We start from the raw sequence: 16,074 nt of genomic DNA on the forward strand, positions 1-16,074 counted from the left end.
GGGGAGGCTGAATGAACACCGGCAAGAGGCGTCCGGCGGTGTCCGCCCTGGCCCTTCTGGCGACCGTCCTGCTGGCGGCGGGCTGCGGCGGGCAAGGCGAGTCGAAGGGCGGCGAGCCGGGAGGCGCCAGGGCCTCCGCCGCGCGAAGCGCGCAGGCCGGATCGGTGACGGTCGCGACGCTGTCGTTCGTGCCTCCCGACAAGATGGTCCGCATCGAGCCGACGGAACAGGATGTCGTCCTGGAGATGTCGCTCGGGGGAGCGACGGACGCTCCCGGGCAGGACGTTCCGCCTCCCGGCGTCCAGGTCTTCCAGGGCGGGCGCGATCTCGCCAACGTGAGCGTCCGGGTGGGCCTGATCGAGGCGAGGCTCAAGGCCGACGCGCCGGACGCCCAGGTGACCAAGCGCGTGGTGAAGGTTCCCGGGGCGGCCGAGGCGGCGGTGATGGAGACGGTCTACCCGTCGGTCGCCGCCAGGCAGCTCGACCTGGTCATCGGGACGGCGGCGGGGCCGCAGTACGACGTCCGGTACGGGGGGCTGCGGTCCGCCTTCGACCAGGCGGGCGCGCAGCGGATCGTCTCGTCCGCCAGGATCTCCGGGGGCGGCTCGTGATCCCCGTGAAGGCGGTCCTGGCCGGAGTCGCGGCGACCTTTCTCGGGACGATGCTGCTGATCGTCGTCCTCGGGTTCGCGCAGGAGCCGGAGGCGGAGCCCGGGCCCGTCCTGACCGGGCTCTCGTGGCTTCTCGGAACCGTCGTCCGGGCGGGCGGCGGTTACGTCGCCGCGAGGATGAGCGTCCGGACCGGCGACCGGGCCCGGGTGGCCGGCGCGGGCGCGATCGCCGGCGCCGTCGGCTACGCGGTCTTCCTCGCGCTGATGGTCACGCTCGCCGCGCTCGGCGGGGACCCCGGCCTCAGCGTCGGGGACGCGCTCGGCCTGCCGGTGTGGACGGCTCAGGCCGCGCTCGGCGGCGCCCTCGCCATGGCGCTGCACCGGGGGCGCATCGCGGCGGAGGCCCGGACCTCGTCCTGGGCCTACGGGTGACGGCCATTTCTCATTGGGCCTCAGGGCCCTGTCGCCCGTTTAACGTGATCATTAAGATCTTTCGGGAATTCGCCGATCTCGGGGTGATGGGGCGCAGATGCTGCGACGGATCAGATCCGCTGGCAGGCCGGGGAACGACGCGGGGGTCGCCACCTCGGTCCTGGTCATGGGCATGGCCGTGGCCCTCGCCGCGGGATTCCTGGCCTTCGGGCGCATCGCGCAGGCCGGGGACATGCGGAACCAGGCGCAGATCGGCGCGGACGCGGCGGCGCTCGGAACCCTCGCTCCCCTGCGCGACCAGGCCGTCGACATGCTGCTCCAGGGCATCGAACCCTCGGCCGCGGGCTACTGGCTGGTCGGGGCTCCTCCCAAGAGCGCGGCGGAGAAGTACGCGGACGAGAACGACGTCCACACGACCGATGTCCGGCTGAGCGGCACGCTCGGCAATACCGCCATGGTGAAGGTCGCCACCGACCGGTGCCAGCTCAAGAACAAGGACGAGCTGACCGAGAAGGAGAAGGACGACCTCCGGCACAAGCGCAACTTGTGCACGGACTCACGGGGGAAGAAGGGCATCGGGCGCTCGGGAACGGCCCAGGCGATCGCGAAGATGTTCGCGCCCGATTGCGAGTACATCGCCGCACCTCCCACCAGCCCGGAGGACACCGGCATCGGCGGGATCGCGAAGGTCATCTGCGACGGCAATGTCCAGGCCTTCCCCAACGGGAACCGGGAACGGGTCACCAAGCTGTTCAAGATCCGCTTGGTCGACGACGAGGACCCGATCGAGTACAACGGCCTGCCGAACGGGCTCGGGCCGTCCGGCGGCGGCGGGGTCGTCGCGTCCAAGTGCGCCAAGACCGGCGACAAGCCGGCCGAGAACCTCAGCTTCGGCGGCGCCGTCGTCGCCTGGGCGCTGTGCTGGCTCGGCACCCCGTACGCCTGGGGCGGCGGCAACACCAGCGGTCCCACGCGCGGTATCTGCTGTTCCCCAGGCGGTTATGACGGACGCCTGTACTTCGGCTTCGACTGCAGCGGACTCACGCTGTACGCCGTCTACCAGGCGTCCAAGGGACGGATCGCGCTGGGCCACTACACCGGGAACCAGGTCGCGGACCCGCGCGGGGTGCCCGTGCCGACGAACGCGCTCCAGGCGGGCGACCTTCTCTTCTTCGGCTCACCGCCCCATCACGTCGCCATCTATTACGGCGACGGCAAGATGGTCGAGGCACCGCAGACCGGCGACGTGGTCAAGATCTCGCCGCTGCGCTCCGTCACATCCGCCCGCAGATTCGGCTGAGGGGCCCGTTCGCTTTTCGGGTCCCCCTCTGGGCCTGGGGGCCCTGGGAACCCTGAGCTGCGGAAATTATGGTTCCGGGCATGCGAGAACAACCTCGCCGAATGGGCGGCCGAGAGCGGCGCGACAGCGGCGCCAGCGCGATCGAGTACTCGGCTCTGATCAGTATCGGAGCGGTGCTCATCGTGATGCTCGCGCTCCTGGTGCCCAATCCCGTCGGGCCGGCGGTGAAGAAGGCACTCTGCGACCTTTTCCGCATGGACTGCGCGGCGGATAACTACGACTACAAGCCGCCGGCCTCGGCGTGCATCACCGGTCTCGACTCAAAGAAGGCCGGCTACTCGGTCACGGCCTTCTCCATCAAGGTCGGGCAGAACTTCCAGTTCGTGAAGACCACGTACGCGGACGGAAAGGTCCGCATCATGATCGTCCCGGCGGACTACAAGCTCGGCGCCGAGGCGGAGATCGGCGGGAAGGTCCAGTTCGGCAAGAAGTCCTTCGGCGGGGAGCTGGGCGCGAAGGTCGAGGGGTCCGTCAACTTCAAGTACGGCGACACCTGGGTCTTCAACAGCGACAAGGAAGCCGGCGAATGGCTGGACGACGTCAAGTGGGACCTCGCCCGCAAGGAGGGCGAGAAGGTCAGCCCCGGGCTCTGGCTGTACGACAAGATCACCGGGTGGGAGCCGCGCACCCGCGACCCGGAGATCACGCAGTGGGAGGTCGGCGCCGAGGGCGTGCTGAAGGGCGCCGCCGGCTTCGGCAACCTGACCACGGACTCGTCCGGCAAGAAGACCGTGAAGGACACCGGGACCGGCCTGGAGATCGAGGGCTCGGCCGGTGACGCCGTCCTCGTCACGAAGGACAACACCGGCTCGGAGAAGGACGGCTACCCGAAGACCACGTACACCTTCCAGGTGAAGGGCACGGTCAAAGGTGGCGCGAAGGCGTTCGGCTATGGACCGGGCGGCGAGCGGACATACATCGGACAGACGAGGGTGACCTACGACAAGAACGGCCGGCTGACGGGCATCACCTGGATCACCACCCAGGAGACCAACGACAGCGAGGGCTACAAGAACCCCGGGAAGAAGAACGTCAGCGGTAAGGACACCGACAAGCAGGTGTCCACCACCACGACCACGGTCAACTTCGACGACTCCAACCGCGCCATCGGCGAGAACTGGATCCGCAACAACGCGTTCCTGATGCCGTTCCAGACCGTCCGGAACGCCGCCGACGAGAACGGCGCGTTCGTGGCGCAGGACCCCGGCCCGAACGCCGACCCGCTCGACCAGCTGATCTACAGCCGCGGCCTGGTCAACCGGAACGTCTACGCCGGCAACGTGGACGAGTTCAAGATCGGCGCCGAGATCGCCGCCGAGATCAAGTTCGGCATCGAGGGCGGATACGAGGGAGAGCAGCAGCAGATCGTCGATTCCCAGTACCTTGGACCACCGCAGAACGGTCAGCGGACCTTCCAGCAGTGGCCGGAGTGTGCGAAGTGAGAGGGCGGCGATGGGTGCGAAGAGGCTGACGATCATGGCGGCGACGGCCGCCCTGGCGGTCGCCGCGGGGGCCGCGGCGTGCTCGTCCGGCGGGTCGGGGAAGACCCCGGAGGGGTCCGTCCGGGGTGACGCGAAGGTGCTGTCGGTCGCCTACCCGAAGGACTGGCAGCGCGGGCCCGAGTCGGACATCGCGCTGTCGATGCAGGCACCGGGGCAGGCCGCCTTCCTGTCGGTCATCAAGGACGTGTCCGACCGGGGCCGCCAGGAGATGCTGCAGTCGACCATCGAGGCCGGCCCGATGATGAACGCGAAGGGCTACCGCCGCACGGAGGCGAAGGAGATCAAGGTGGCCGGCGCGAAGGGCGCCCTCCGCGTCGACTACACCTTCAACGATTTCAGGGGAGCGGCGGGCACGCCCGGCGAGGGCGTCGACGTCGGGGTGATCGGCGCGAACGGGCACGTCCACACGATCCGCCTCGTCTGGCAGCGCGGCAAGCTCGACGACGAGGTCGTGGACGGCGTCGTCGACTCGATCAAGGTCCGCTGACGTGGTCAGGATGCTCGGCGCCTGGGGCGCGGCACTGGTCGTCTGGCTGGTGGGTTTCACGATCGTGGCCCAGCTGGCGTCCGGCGCGTCCGGCGGCGAGCGGCTCTCCGACCTCGATCGCACGGTGCGGCTCGACCTGCCGTGGGTGCTGATCAGCATCGCGATGGTCGTGGCGGCCGGGGCCGTCCAGCGCGACCGGACGCACCAGGTGCGCTGGTTCGCCGGCATCCTGGCGATCCCCGTGCTGGCGATCGTGGTCGGCGCGGCGGCTCCCATCGGCGGTGACGGCGATCCGCTGGCCGTGGTGCTGTACGTCGCCGAAGGCGTGGCGGGCGCGGCGGCCGGGGCGGCGGCCGCGGCCGTGCTCAGCGTCAAGGCCGAGGAGCGCGGCGGCGGGTACTGGTGATGTCGGACTGGCTCCTCGGGCTCATCGCGCTCGTTCTGGGCGTCGCCCTCGTCGTGGCCGGAATCCACCGCTACCGGACGGGACGCGCGTTCCTCGCGTCGGCGCAGCGGGTGCCGGGGATGGTCACCGGAATCCACCGGGTCGAGACGACCGACTCCTACGAGTTCTTCCCCGTGCTGCGATTCAGGACGCTGGAGGGCGCGGAAGTCGAGACGGTCGGGCAGACCAGGGGCGGGTCGTACGAGCTGACCCGGCTCAAGGGAACGGCGGTCCCCGTCCTCTACGACCCGCGGAACCCCCGCACGGCGCGCATGGACACCTCGTCCGGCCGCGGCCTGGCCGGTTCGCTCGGCATGGCGGCCATCGGCGCCGTCTTCGCCGTCCTCGGGATCGTCATGCTGCTCCTCATGGCGGCCTGACATCGGCGGCAAGGGCCCGCGCCCTCCGAATGCCCGGTAAATGCCCGGTAAATGTCCGCAATTTCGGAGTGGCTCATCGGCCATTCTGGCAATGTGCGTCGTTGGGTCCCGGAATGGGCCCGCAGGCCCTGGGGATGATTGATCGCCGAACTTATTCTTGGGGAATGCGAATCGGAACCGGCCGGGAACGCCCGCGCTGCGACGGCGGGGCGGCGGCCCTTGAGTACGCGGCGCTGCTGGTCGCCGCGTCGCTAGTGATCACCATGCTGCTGGTGTTCGTCCCCAATCCGGTCGAACCCGAAGTCAAGGCCGCACTCTGCCGGCTCTTCGGCGGTACGGACTGCAAGGCCGAATCGTACGTGTACAAGCCGCCCGCATCGGCGTGCGTCGTCGCTTCCGACTCGGCGAAGGCCGGGGCGTCGGTCACCGTGTTCTCCGTCAAGGTGGGGGACAACGTCCAGATCGTGCGGACCACGTACGCCGACGGCACGGTTCGCATCACGCTCGTGCCCGTCGATCTCAAGGTCGGTGTGGAAGCGGGCGTCGGCGGCAAGGTCCAGGTGGGGAAGAGCAGTTACGGCGGGGAGCTCGGCGCCAAGATCGAAGGGTCGCTCAACTACAAGTACGGCGACACGTGGATCTTCCCGAACGGCGAGGCCGCCGATCAGTGGACGAAATACATGACGGCCGAGATGGCCGGCACCCTGGCGGAGGCGACCGGTATCGGCGGGTACATCTTCGACACGTCCTTCAAGTACCTCGGGCGTCCCGAGGACCATCCGGCGAGGCACGAGCCCGAGATCAGCCAGCATGAGATCAGTGTCGAGGGGGCGCTGAAGGCCGGTGTCGGCTTCGGTCCGCTGAGCAACGACTCCTCGGGGAACAAGTCGGTGAAGGACATCGCGACGGGCGTCGACATCGAGGGCAAGGTCGGCGGGTCCGTTCTCATCACGAACGACAACTCCGGGAAGCCGGAGGACGGCTACCCGACGACGTCGTACACGTTCCAGGTGAAGGGCTCGATCAAGTACGGCGCCAAGGTCGTCGGCTACGGACCGGGAGGCGAGGGGAGCTACACCGGTCAGACGAAGGTCACCTACGACAAGGACGGCCGGCTGAAGAGCATCACCTGGGTCACCATGCAGGAGACCAACAACAGCGAGGGGTACCAGAACCCGGGGAAGGCGAACGGAAGCGTCAAGGACACCGACAAGCAGGTGTCCGTCACCACGACCACGGTGAACTTCGACGACTCGAACCGGGCGGTCGGTGAGGACTGGCTCCGGACGGCCGCGTTCCTGCCCCCGGGCCAGGCGACCTTCAACGCGGGCGGCGAGGACGGGGCGGTGGTCGCGTCGCAACCGGGACCGAACTCCAGTGAGATGAACCAGCTGATCTATAACCAGGGCCGCGTCACCAGGAACGTGTACGCCGGGGACGTGGACGAGACCAAGGTCGGGATCTCGGTCGCCGCCGGGCTCAAGTTCGGCATCGAGGGCGGCGTCGAGACCGAGTCACAGAAACTCGTCGGCTCCCAGTATCTCGGCCCTCCGCAGAACGGCCAGCGCACTTTCCAAGAATGGACCGAATGCACGGGAGGTTGACGGGGGAATGGTCAGGATGCTCGGCGCGTGGAGCGCCTCACTACTGGTCTGGGTGATCGGTTTCGCGATCGTCGTCCGGGTGGTGCCCCGCCCGGAGCCCGGCGTGTCCCTGTCCGGACTGGAGCGGCTGGTCCGCGTCGACCTGCCGTGGGTGCTGATCAGCCTCGCGATGGTGGCCGCCGCCGCGGCCGTCCTGCGGGCCCGCGGCGGCCCGGTGCGCCGGGCCGTGGGCGTTCTCGCGGTCCCGCTGCTCCTCACCGCGGCCGGTGTCGCTGCGCCGCTCAACGGGCAGGCCGGCATGCTCGAGTTCGTGATCTACGTGGTCGAGGGCGTCGGCGGCGCCGCCGCCGGCTTCGTCCTCGTCACCCTCATCGCCCGCAAGGACGAGGAGGACGTCACAGCCGGGTACTGGTGACACTGCCGGGTACTGGCGACCCGGCCGGCCCGCTCATCCGCTCAGGGGCGGCGGACGGCGACGAAGACGCCGGGGGCGGGGGACGCGACCCGGAAGGCGGCCGGATCGAACTGGGCCGGGCGGAAGAGGATCGTCCCGGTCACGCGCAGCCCCTTCCAGACCAGCTGCCCACCCCGACCGCGGAGCACGAACACGTCGATCGAGCCGAAGCGGGTGTGCCGGGTGGCCTCCGCGAACGCGGCGGGATCGGTGATGAGGGCCAGCCGCTCTAGTTCCGCGTACCGGTCGTCATAGCGGGTGGGGCCCTGGGCGCCCGACCGGTCCACCCCGATGAAGCCGCGCCAGGGCAGGAACGCGAACACCTGCTCGTCGTGGGAGAGGACGCGGGGGCGGCGGTCGCCGGGCCGGGTCGACCGCACGAGCCTCTCGATCTCCGCGACCGGCAGGTAGTCCCAGTCGGTGATCCCGACGGCTCTGGCCAGCCTCACCGGATCGCCGGTCTCGGGACTGCTCTGCGGGAGGCCGCCGTCCGGCGACCGCTGGTAGTGCGCCAGTGCCGCGAGGGCGGGACCCGACCTGTCGGTCGCCGGGGCGCCGTCGCTCATCCTCGGCATCCACGAGGTCGCGTAGCCCGCGGCGGTCAGGCCGACCAGCGCTGTGGTGCCGAGGACGCCCGCGCCCGTCACGAACGGGCGGCGCATGCGCCGGGACAGCCACCCCGTGACATGGGGCATGGCGGTGGCGGCGCTCAACGTCGCGCCCGCGAGCAGGGAGATCTCGATCAGCGGCAGCGTGTAGTAGAAGAGCCCGCTGTGCCCTGTCGCCGACCAGCGGACCATGTTGACCGCCCGGTAGACATAGCAACCGCCGATGACCGCCAGCAGCGGAGGCGCCCACCACTGCCGCCGCACGTACCGGAGGAGCCCGACCAGCCCGGCGAGCTCGGCGAGAGCGACCGGGTGCAGAGAGAGGAAGGGGAACGGCTGCTCGGAGATCCTCTTGCTGTCGAAGGTGTCGCCCACCTGCTGCCCTCCGGCGAGCATCGCCCCCACGTACGGGACGGTGTACCAGGCGGTGACGACGGCCACCACCGCCGTGATCCGCGCGAGATACCCCAGGTAGGCGGATCTGTCGGGTTCTTTGCGCCAGGTCCACCAGCCGAGCACGAGCAGGCCCGGCACGGAGAAGACCACCCAGGCGTGGTACGTGAGGCACACCGCGCCGGTGATCAGGCCCGCGGCGAGCCAGGGGAGCCGGCCGCGCGGCGGGCGGGCGAGCACCGAGAGCACGAGCGGGACGAAGACCGCCAGCGCCAGGACCTCGTGCGGTTTGGACGGCACACCGAAGACGAGCAGCTGGGCGACAGAGATCATCAGTGCCGGGACCGGGGTGGTCAAGCGGCACCACAGCGCGAAACCGGCCACGACCGAGGCGGAGACCAGCAGCGCCTCCGCGGTGCCGAGAAGCCTCCAGGCCGGCGTGTCCACGAGAGCGGCGACCTTGCCGACCACGAACGGGAGCAGCGGCGGGTACTCGGACGGGGCGCCGACGATGCCGTCGTCGGTCGTCCATGAACGCGTGTACTGGACCGCCATCGCGGTGATGCGGCCCGTGTCCCCGTGGACGCCGCCATAGCCGAAGGGCGTGCCCGCGAGCGCGGTCCGGATCACCAGGGCCATGAAGGAGGCGAGCACGCCGGCGGCGGCTCCCACCACCGCCGGCCCGCGGCTGCGCAGTGCGACCCCGCCGAGGAGCAGGGCGGCGACGGCGGCGACCTGGAGCGGGAGCCGGAAGCCCTCGGGCGTGAACGGGGACAGGTCCAGCAGCGAGGGCGCCGAGAACGCGACGGGCAGGGACACCAGCCAGGTCACCAGGGCCACCGAGCCGGGGTTGCGGAGCAAGCGGCGCAAGGCGCGTTCCGATCGCGGGGTGTCGTCCGCGGGCCGGCCGCCGCCGGTCCGCTCCTCCGTGCGGTCGACGGCCTGTTCATGCGGCATGACGCCATCCAACCCCGATCCGGGCGCACCCGACTGGGCCCACAGGCCCAACCTTGGCCCCAAAAGGCGCCGTCTCGGCCCGGCGGGCCTGTGCCTGCCGGGCCTCGTCCGGGTAACGTCCGTCGCCATGAGCGCCGAGGCGGAGCCCGCTGGTGAGATGCGGCGCCGGCCGGGCCCCCTGATGGGCCTTCTGACGCACAGCGCGATCCGCTACCTGATCATCGGCGGGCTGAGCTTCGCCGTCGACTTCGGCGTGCTGTTCGTCGCGCACGGGATGCTGGACGTCCGCCTGCCGGTCGCCACGACCGCGGCGTTCCTGACGTCCTTCGCCGTCAACTTCGGGCTGAACCGGGTCTGGTCGTTCGGCAGCCGGGCGCCGGTCGGGCGGCAGCTGGTGCGCTATGTGGGTCTCGTGGTCGTCAATACCGTGGTGACGGTCCTGCTGGTCTCCGGGCTGGCGGCGGTCGGCGTGCAGTATCTCGTGGCCAAGACGATCGTGACCGGCGGGCTCGTCGCGCTCAACTACGTGGCTTATCGGGTGTGGGTCTTCCGCTGACGGTCGGGACGGCCTCCGGAGCGGCGGAACCGTCGGCGTCCTCCTGACGGCGCCGGCGCCGCCGTCCGAGATACGCCCCGCACAGCATGCCCAGAAGGCCCAGGAGCCCGAGCGCCGTCCCCGCGGGCAGGCCGGGCGGCGTGTAGCGGCAGGAGATCCGGGTCGCCGACCCGTCGATCGGGACGGCGATGAGCCCGCCATGGCTGCCGGGGCGTCGCGCGGGACCGTCCCCGGAGGCGCACCTCCACCCGTCCACGCGCGGAACGGAGACCACGGCCACCCCGGGCCGGCCGGCCGGGATCCCCGCCTCGATCCCGTGCCCGCTCACCCGCACCCATCGGGCGCCGTACGCGCGCAGTCTCTGGACCGCCGCGTGCAGCAGGGCGGGGTCCACGCACCCGACGACGGGGACGGGAGAGGCCTCCGCACCGGCCGTGGTGGCGATCTTCAGGGTTCCACTGCGCGGAACGGTGCCGAAGGTGACCATTCCGGGGCTGGCGGATTCCCGGAGGGTCTCGCTGGACCGGGGCGTCCAGCCGGCGACGCTGGAACCGGGGGCACAGGTCACCACGGCCTCATAGCGGGCGCGCCGGTCGTCGTCCGCGGGGATCTGCGGCGTGCCCCGGGACGACGCCAGCGGTGGCGCGCCGCCGGCGGGGGACCACCGGACCTCTGGGAACCGGTAGACCGCGGAGCCCAGCACGGCCTCCTGGACGCGGAACGGGTCGGTGCCCGGCGCGGGCGTTCGCGCGGCGGGCCGGAGCGTCACCAGCGGCGGCGTCGCCCACCGGACGGGTTCCCCGCCGGCCGTGGCCCGCGCGCCCACCGCGAAGATCGCGTCGAGTACCGGGCTGTCCGCGTCCAGCACGTGCCGTCCCTGAGTGCTCCGCAGGTCGTAGGGGAAACCCAGTGCGATCAAGGTCCGGGACGTGCCGAGCGGAAGCACGCTGCTGTAGTAGGCGGCGCCCTGCGCGCCGAGGAGCAGGGGGTCGTTGGCCGTGAAGCCGGGCCGTCCGGACACCGTCCGGTAGCGGGGGAACGCGTCGGCGGAACGGATCGCCTTCGCCCGCCGCTCATGCGCGGCGTTCCACGCCGGGCTGGTCCCGAACCGCAGCGACCGGCGCTGGTCGACGACCACGGCGGTCACCGTCTGCTCGACGGCGACGACGGCCGTCAGGGCCGCCGCGGCGGCGACGAGGACCGTCCGGGCGCCCCGGTCGCCGGGCCGGCGCTCCGCCCGGCGGGCCGCCCGCACCGTCGCGGCGGCGGCCACGGCACCGGCGACCAGCAGCGCGACCGCGTGCCGGGAGGTCAGCGGGCTCACCAGGGCGACGAGGATCAGCACCGCCTGGAAGCCCGCGGCGAAAAGGAGCGGCCGGCGTCCGGGCCGTCCTTCCGTCACGCCGATCCAGCCCGCGATGACCAGCGCCGCGCACAGCGTGAACGCTCCGCGGAACGGGCTGCCGTCGGGTGGGTCGAAGCCGTTCCACACGTACTGCCCGGGACGTTCGAACGACAGGGCGAGCAGCAGCGGCAGCGACGTCCAGACGACGCGGGTCCGCCGGGGCACGGTGCGGTCGAACGGGAAGGCGGCCACGGCCAGCAGCACGAGCGTGCCGACATAGATGCCCGGGCTGTTGCCCACGTCCTCCGTCGCGGGCAACAGCCGGGCGAGAAGGACCAGGGGGGAGACGTCGAAGGCGAACCCGTCGGTCTTCGGGGCGTTCGAGACGGCCAGAAAGGTCGGGACGAACAGCGGCATCACGAGTGCGACGCCGCAGGCCGCCGCCGCCGTGTACCGGATCCCGAATTCCAGCCGGGCCCGCCACGACATCTCCATCGACAGGACCCGGGCCAGGACGATCGCCACCGCGCCGATGGTCGCCATGTAGGCCGAGTAGAAGTTGAGGTACCAGGCCGCGGCGAAGATGAGGACCCCCGGAACCCATCGGCGCCGTCGCACCGTCCATTCTCCGACGAGGCACAGCAGCGGAAGGAAGATCAACCCGTCGAGCCATTGCGGAACGTAGGCCGCGTCGTCCACGGCCCAGGCGCAGAGGCCGTACGCCGCGCCGAAGAGACCGAGGAGGAGGCGAGGACCGCGGGGGGCGATGGCGTTGAGGTAGACCGTCATCGCCACGGAGGCCAGCGCCATCCGGCCGGCCGTGACGATGAAGATCGCCAGATCGATGCGCTCCGCCGGGAACAATGCGGCGACCAGGGCGAGCGGGCTCGCCAGATAGAGGTAGAAGTCGGCGAGGAAAGGGACGCCCATTCCGCTGTTCCAATTGAAGAACAGGTCGCCCTCGGCCGTGCCCCGCAGCAGGCCCGCCAGATGGGCGTGCATCGGAACGAACTGATTTCCGAGGTCGTTGAGGCTGCGGGATTCGCTGCCGAACGGCACCGTCCCGCGCACGAATCCGGAAAGGCAGAATACGCTGAGGGTCAGGACGGCGGAGAGCGTCTTCGCGCCGGGGGCGACGTGCCGGAGCCTTCGGGGCATGGTGCGCTCGATCCACCCCATCAGGCCCGTTCCCCGCTCTTCGGTGCGCCGTTCCCAGCTCAGCGATTCATGTTACTGACAGCCCGTATCGAGAGAAAGGTGCTGCTCGGCCGCGGACTGGAAACAGGTCCTGGGGCCCTGTTTCCGGCGGGGTGCGGGCGGCGGGGTTTCTGGGCCCTGGGGCCCATTCATGAGGGTGTGTGGGCCCATTTCGGCGTTAGGCTCTCCCGGAGCGGTCTTCCCGGGTGCTACATGTATTCCTGAACACGCCTGAATATGCCCTCGGGCTTGCGGGGCGAGGAGGCCGCGTGTACAAGGACCTGATCATCACGGCCGTCGTCCCGGCCCACAATGAAGAGGCCCTGATCGGCAAAACGATCAAGGGAATGCCCGAACTGATCGATCACATCGTCGTGGTGGACGACGCGTCGACCGACGAGACCTCCCGGCAGGTGACCGAAACGGACGACCCCCGGGTGGTGCTGATCCGGCACGAGACGAACACCGGGGTGGGCGGCGCCATCGTCGACGGCCACCGCGCCGCCCTGGACCTCGGCTCCGAGGTCAACGTGGTCATGGCCGGCGACGCCCAGATGGATCCCGACTACCTGCCGGCCCTGCTCGACCCGATCGCCGACGACGGATACGGGTTCACCAAGGCCAACCGGTTCTTCGCGCGGGAGGCCCTGGCCGGGATGCCGCTCAGCCGGCTGCTCGGCAGCACGGTGCTGTCGTTCGCCACCAAGCTCGCCAGCGGCTACTGGAACCTCTTCGACCCGCAGAACGGGTACACCGCCGTCACGCGCGAGGCCTTGTCGCGGATCGACCTGCGCCGGCTCGCCAGTGGGTACGCGTTCGAGAACGATCTGCTCATCTGGCTGAACATCGCCGGAGTGCGGGCCAAGGACGTGCCGGTGCCGGCCGTCTACGGCGACGAGGTGTCCGGCATGCGTCTGCACAAGGTGATCCCGCAGATCGGCCGGCTTCTCCTCGTCGGGTTCTGGCGGCGCATGATGCGCAAGTACGTGGTGCCGTCCTTCTCTCCCGTCGCCCTCATGCTCTTCACCGGCCTGCTGCTCTGCGCGGTCGGGATCGTCATCGGGATCTGGGTGTCCCTGCACAGCCTCGGCGAGGCCACCGCCAGCGCGGGCAGCGTCCTGCTGGCCGTCGGCCCGCTGCTGGTGGGGATCAACATGCTGGTCCACGCGCTCACCCTGGACATCCAGTCCACACCCGACTGAGCGGCCGCGGCCGGCCGGTTCGGGGCCCGGGAGCCCATGTGCGGGAGGCGGTGCGGCCGATCGAACGGCGCGGGGAGAGCCCCCGGTCGGTTAAGGTTCCGGGGGCCGTGCAGCCGCCGGATCGGTGCGAGGGGCGATGATCGAGTTCCTGCTGGTGCCCGCCGGGCTCGTCGTGGGCCTGCTCGTGGCGCCGATGGCGACGCCGTACGCGGGCGAGGTCTCGCGCCGCGGCCGGGTCGTGGTCGGTCTCGTCACGGCGGCGCTCTTCGGCCTCCTCGGGTGGCGGGCCGGGCTGGAGCCCGTCCTGCCGGCGCTGCTCTATTTGGCGGCGGCCGGCACCCTCCTCGGCTTCATCGACGTCCAGGTCAAGCGGCTTCCCGATCGCTTCACGCTGTCCTCGTACGGCATCGCGGCGGCGCTCCTCGGCGCGGCGGCGCCGTTCACCGACGACGGCCTGCGCAGGGTGGAGCATGCCCTCATCGGAGGGGCCGTGCTGTTCGCTCTGTATCTCGTGCAGGCACTCGTGGTTCCGTCCGGGATCGGACTGGGCGACGTGAAGCTGTCCGGCGTGCTCGGCCTCTACCTCGGATGGTTCGGCCAGGACGCGTGGATCATCGGCCTGCTCGCCACCTACCTGTTCGGCGGCCTGGTGGCCATCGGCATCATGATCGTCCGCCGGACGCGCAAGGGCGAGTTCCCGTTCGGTCCCTACATGCTCGTCGGCGCGCTCGTCGGCGTCCTCTCCGCGATCGCCTGACTGAGGAACGATCGGCGGTCAGTCACACGGCTTCTTCCCGGCCTTGACGCCTCCGCCGATCCTGTTGATGGCGGGCGGGGCCAGCCGGACGCCGTTCTCGCCGATGACGAGCCGGACGCCGTCCCGCGGACCGGCGGGGTCGGCGGTGAGCATCGCGTTCGGGACGTCCCGTGCGAGCGCCGACGCCTGGGCCTCCGCGGGCGGCGCGTAGACGAGGCGGCTCTCCGGCGCGCCGGCGGCCTTCTCCACCTTCTTCGCCACCTTGTAGCCGCGCTGCCGGAGCTGCTTCACGACGCGCTCGACCCGCGAGTCCCGTGCGCCCGCGTCGACGACGGTGACGTTCACCTTGCCGGGCGCGGGCGGCGCCGGCTTCGCCGGGCCGGGCGAGGCCGGCGCGGCGGGCAACTCGTCGTCATGCCGGATCGCCTCGAACAGCGGTTTCGCGAGGGCCTCGTTCCACTGGACGCGGTTGGGATCGGGCGCGTACCCCTCCACCGGGACGGTCACGAAGCGCACCTGGCCGGCGCTCATCCCCTTGAGCCCGTCCGCCAGCTTTCGCATCCCGGCGAGGTCCAGATCGTCGTCCGTCGTCATCGACTTCGTCGCGGCCTTGAGGAACTTGTACGTCTTCGCCGGGTCGGTGAGGACGGAGCCGCTGGTGGCCTTGTCGACGACCGCCGCCATGAACTTCTGCTGCCGCTCGATCCGCTCCAGGTCCGAGCCGTCGCCGAGCGAGTAGCGGGCGCGCACGTAGCCGAGCGCCTCGTCGCCCTTCACGGTCTGCTTGCCGGCCGGCAGATGGAGCTCGGCCCGCGGGTCGTTGACGGGCTTGTCGACGCAGATCTCGACACCCCCCAGGGCGTCGACCATCCGCTTGAAACCGGCGAAGTCCACCTGCACGAAATGGTCGATGTGGATGCCGGTGAGCGATTCCAACGTCTTCCAGGTGCACGTCGGCCCCGCGAACGCGAACGCCGCGTTGAGCATCCCGAACTGCGCGGGGACGGTGCCGCCCTTCTCCTTCTCGCACGCCGGGATCTTCACCATCGAGTCGCGCGGGAAGCTGATCCCGACCGCCTGGTCCCGGTTCGGCGAGAGGTGCAGCAGGATCGTGGTGTCCGACCGCGCCCCGGCCATCCCGGGCACCGCGTACTCGGAGTTCTCGCCCTCCCGCGTGTCGGACCCGATCAGCAGGATGTTGAGCGACTTGTTCAGCTTCTCCGGGCGGTTCGCGCCGAGCCTGTCGTCGACACTCTCCTGGTCGATGCCGCCGACCAGGTCGTGATAGAGCCACGCCGCCCCGCCGCCCCCGACCAGCAGCACGGCGACCGCACCGACGGCCACCCACCGCCAGACCCTCCGCCGCCGCTTCCGGCCGCCACCGCCGGCCGGCCCCTCACCGGGCTCCTCCCCGTCCGCCTCGTCTTCATCGGACGCTTCCACACCCTCACCATCGGGCCGCTCCGCCGAGCCGGCGGCCTCACCGTCGCCGCCGGCCGCGTGGGCGGGAGCGACGTCCTGGCTCACGTCCGCGGCGTCGCCGTCCTCTGCCGTCGAGCCGACGGCTTCGCCGTCGTCCTCGACCGCGTGCCCGGCCGGGTCGTCCGGGGCTGCGGGGGTGGTGTGGGCGGCGGTCTCCCCCGCGAGGTCGTCGCGGCGAGGGGCGTTGTCGCTCATCGGTCCCGTCTCGGGCGGGCCCTGTCGAGGGCGCGTGGTCTGCGTGGTTCGTCATTTTATGGAGGGTGCTGATCACGAAGGAACGAGCGCCTCCACTTGTTGGATGCC

At 70.7% G+C, this 16,074-nt stretch carries 15 protein-coding genes; 12 read left to right on the top strand and 3 right to left on the bottom strand.

The features are described from left to right. Nucleotides 1-11 precede the first annotated feature (11 nt). From BM339_RS12370 to BM339_RS12410, 9 genes are all read left to right on the top strand, one after another. Nucleotides 12-611 carry a hypothetical protein gene (locus BM339_RS12370; protein WP_021594686.1) on the top strand — a complete coding sequence of 200 codons (600 nt, stop codon included), beginning with the start codon at nucleotides 12-14 and terminating at the stop codon, nucleotides 609-611. Further along, on the top strand, nucleotides 608-1,042 hold the full coding sequence (locus tag BM339_RS12375; protein WP_075020889.1) for a hypothetical protein: 435 nt from the start codon (nucleotides 608-610) through the stop codon (nucleotides 1,040-1,042). The genes BM339_RS12370 and BM339_RS12375 overlap by 4 nt, the downstream gene beginning before the upstream one ends. A 97-nt stretch (nucleotides 1,043-1,139) precedes the next feature. Next, the gene (locus BM339_RS12380) at nucleotides 1,140-2,342 is read left to right on the top strand and encodes a C40 family peptidase (RefSeq protein WP_075020890.1); all 1,203 of its coding nucleotides are present in this window, start codon (nucleotides 1,140-1,142) and stop codon (nucleotides 2,340-2,342) included. Between the two features lie 101 nt (nucleotides 2,343-2,443). After that, nucleotides 2,444-3,844, top strand: a complete 1,401-nt coding sequence (locus BM339_RS12385) for a hypothetical protein (protein ID WP_075020891.1) — start codon at nucleotides 2,444-2,446, stop codon at nucleotides 3,842-3,844. A 10-nt stretch (nucleotides 3,845-3,854) separates the two neighbouring features. After that, complete coding sequence (locus BM339_RS12390) at nucleotides 3,855-4,391, top strand: hypothetical protein (protein ID WP_075020892.1); 537 nt, start codon at nucleotides 3,855-3,857, stop codon at nucleotides 4,389-4,391. A 1-nt stretch (nucleotide 4,392) separates the two neighbouring features. After that, nucleotides 4,393-4,797, top strand: coding sequence for a hypothetical protein (locus BM339_RS12395; RefSeq protein ID WP_075020893.1), 405 nt, complete (start codon nucleotides 4,393-4,395; stop codon nucleotides 4,795-4,797). Beyond that, a complete protein-coding gene (locus BM339_RS12400) occupies nucleotides 4,797-5,216 on the top strand; it encodes a DUF3592 domain-containing protein (protein ID WP_021594692.1) in 420 nt (139 codons plus the stop codon). Before BM339_RS12395 ends, BM339_RS12400 begins: the two co-directional genes overlap by 1 nt. Nucleotides 5,217-5,380: 164 nt before the next feature. Then, on the top strand, nucleotides 5,381-6,820 hold the full coding sequence (locus tag BM339_RS12405; RefSeq protein WP_075020894.1) for a hypothetical protein: 1,440 nt from the start codon (nucleotides 5,381-5,383) through the stop codon (nucleotides 6,818-6,820). Nucleotides 6,821-6,827: 7 nt separating this feature from the next. Next, nucleotides 6,828-7,235: a hypothetical protein gene (locus BM339_RS12410; RefSeq protein ID WP_075020895.1), complete on the top strand. Its 408-nt coding sequence runs from the start codon at nucleotides 6,828-6,830 to the stop codon at nucleotides 7,233-7,235. Nucleotides 7,236-7,276: 41 nt separating this feature from the next. Here BM339_RS12410 and BM339_RS12415 read toward each other — a convergent pair whose 3' ends face one another. Further along, nucleotides 7,277-9,232 carry an arabinofuranosyltransferase gene (locus BM339_RS12415; protein ID WP_021594695.1) on the bottom strand — a complete coding sequence of 652 codons (1,956 nt, stop codon included), beginning with the start codon at nucleotides 9,230-9,232 and terminating at the stop codon, nucleotides 7,277-7,279. 127 nt (nucleotides 9,233-9,359) lie between these two features. Between BM339_RS12415 and BM339_RS49775 the strand changes: the two genes are divergently transcribed. Continuing rightward, nucleotides 9,360-9,788 carry a GtrA family protein gene (locus BM339_RS49775; RefSeq protein ID WP_075020896.1) on the top strand — a complete coding sequence of 143 codons (429 nt, stop codon included), beginning with the start codon at nucleotides 9,360-9,362 and terminating at the stop codon, nucleotides 9,786-9,788. On the opposite strand, the gene BM339_RS12425 is transcribed toward BM339_RS49775, so the two are convergent. After that, the gene (locus BM339_RS12425) at nucleotides 9,751-12,312 is read right to left on the bottom strand and encodes a YfhO family protein (protein ID WP_075020897.1); all 2,562 of its coding nucleotides are present in this window, start codon (nucleotides 12,310-12,312) and stop codon (nucleotides 9,751-9,753) included. The two genes, BM339_RS49775 and BM339_RS12425, sit on opposite strands and share 38 nt — an antisense overlap. Before the next feature lie 287 nt (nucleotides 12,313-12,599). Here BM339_RS12425 and BM339_RS12430 point away from each other — a divergent pair, with 287 nt between their 5' ends. Together BM339_RS12430 and BM339_RS12435 are read left to right on the top strand one after the other, a co-directional pair. Beyond that, complete coding sequence (locus BM339_RS12430; RefSeq protein WP_021594298.1) at nucleotides 12,600-13,532, top strand: glycosyltransferase family 2 protein; 933 nt, start codon at nucleotides 12,600-12,602, stop codon at nucleotides 13,530-13,532. 136 nt (nucleotides 13,533-13,668) lie between these two features. Continuing rightward, nucleotides 13,669-14,289, top strand: a complete 621-nt coding sequence (locus BM339_RS12435) for a prepilin peptidase (RefSeq protein ID WP_083597569.1) — start codon at nucleotides 13,669-13,671, stop codon at nucleotides 14,287-14,289. Nucleotides 14,290-14,307: 18 nt separating this feature from the next. Here the strand turns inward: BM339_RS12435 and BM339_RS12440 are convergent, their stop codons facing one another. Continuing rightward, complete coding sequence (locus BM339_RS12440; RefSeq protein ID WP_075020898.1) at nucleotides 14,308-15,966, bottom strand: LCP family protein; 1,659 nt, start codon at nucleotides 15,964-15,966, stop codon at nucleotides 14,308-14,310. Nucleotides 15,967-16,074 lie beyond the last annotated feature (108 nt).

Origin of the sequence: Actinomadura madurae (genome assembly GCF_900115095.1) — a bacterium.
Lineage (GTDB): Bacteria > Actinomycetota > Actinomycetes > Streptosporangiales > Streptosporangiaceae > Spirillospora > Spirillospora madurae.

Coding starts and splice junctions, on each gene's coding strand:
- BM339_RS12370 (WP_021594686.1), top strand. CDS start 12: ATGAACACCGGCAAGAGGCGTCCGGCGGTGTCCGCCCTGGCCCTTCTG.
- BM339_RS12380 (WP_075020890.1), top strand. CDS start 1,140: ATGCTGCGACGGATCAGATCCGCTGGCAGGCCGGGGAACGACGCGGGG.
- BM339_RS12385 (WP_075020891.1), top strand. CDS start 2,444: ATGGGCGGCCGAGAGCGGCGCGACAGCGGCGCCAGCGCGATCGAGTAC.
- BM339_RS12390 (WP_075020892.1), top strand. CDS start 3,855: ATGGGTGCGAAGAGGCTGACGATCATGGCGGCGACGGCCGCCCTGGCG.
- BM339_RS12400 (WP_021594692.1), top strand. CDS start 4,797: ATGTCGGACTGGCTCCTCGGGCTCATCGCGCTCGTTCTGGGCGTCGCC.
- BM339_RS12405 (WP_075020894.1), top strand. CDS start 5,381: ATGCGAATCGGAACCGGCCGGGAACGCCCGCGCTGCGACGGCGGGGCG.
- BM339_RS12410 (WP_075020895.1), top strand. CDS start 6,828: ATGGTCAGGATGCTCGGCGCGTGGAGCGCCTCACTACTGGTCTGGGTG.
- BM339_RS12415 (WP_021594695.1), bottom strand. CDS start 9,232: ATGCCGCATGAACAGGCCGTCGACCGCACGGAGGAGCGGACCGGCGGC.
- BM339_RS49775 (WP_075020896.1), top strand. CDS start 9,360: ATGAGCGCCGAGGCGGAGCCCGCTGGTGAGATGCGGCGCCGGCCGGGC.
- BM339_RS12425 (WP_075020897.1), bottom strand. CDS start 12,312: ATGGGGTGGATCGAGCGCACCATGCCCCGAAGGCTCCGGCACGTCGCC.
- BM339_RS12435 (WP_083597569.1), top strand. CDS start 13,669: ATGATCGAGTTCCTGCTGGTGCCCGCCGGGCTCGTCGTGGGCCTGCTC.
- BM339_RS12440 (WP_075020898.1), bottom strand. CDS start 15,966: ATGAGCGACAACGCCCCTCGCCGCGACGACCTCGCGGGGGAGACCGCC.